Consider the following 684-nt stretch of genomic DNA (forward strand, 5'->3'; position numbering starts at 1 on the left):
TTGAGCTGGTCCGTGCCCTGATGCGTGAGCTGGGACTGCGACCGTGCCAGCCGCGGCCCTGGCGGCACAGCCTCACCGTCGCCGGCGACACACCGCACCGCATCCCGGACCTGATGGACCGCGATTTCACCACCGACCGGCCGGGACGGAAAATGGTAGGTGACATTACCTATATCTCAACCTGGCAGGGCTGGCTTTTCCTGGCGACCGTGATCGACTGCCATACCCGGGAAGTCGTCGGCTGGGCAACGGACGACAACTACCGCACGCCGCTCATCGAGAAAGCAGTCCGGATGGCCGCCGCGAACCATCGCCTGGCCGATGACGTGATCTTTCATTCCGACCGCGGCAGTAATTACACCTCGGCCGACTACGGCGTCACTCTCAATAAGCTCGGAATTCGCCAATCCGTCGGCCGCACCGGCATCTGCTACGACAACGCAATGGCCGAATCGTTCTTCGCGACACTGAAGAACGAGCGAGTCCACCGCACCGTTTATCCGACCCGCGAACATGCCCGCCGTGACATTGCCAGATACATCGAGCTCCGCTACAATTCCCGCAGACGCCACTCGCAACTCGACTATAAAACGCCGCACCAGGTCCGGTACGAGTTCGAGAATCGGCAGCTAGCCGCGTGAATTGAGCCTAAATAGGCCTGTCCGAAAAAATCGGGGCGGCTCA

Annotated in this window: 1 protein-coding gene; it reads left to right on the forward strand. The window is 61.1% G+C overall.

Going from position 1 to position 684, the window contains the following annotated elements; translation table 11 throughout:
- On the forward strand, window positions 1–641 hold a 641-nt coding region (locus Ate02nite_RS48545), incomplete at its 5' end, for an IS3 family transposase (RefSeq protein ID WP_203814812.1).
- Window positions 642–684 lie beyond the last annotated feature (43 nt).

The sequence above is a fragment of the Paractinoplanes tereljensis genome (assembly GCF_016862435.1).
In the GTDB taxonomy this organism is placed as follows: Bacteria; Actinomycetota; Actinomycetes; order Mycobacteriales; family Micromonosporaceae; genus Actinoplanes; species Actinoplanes tereljensis.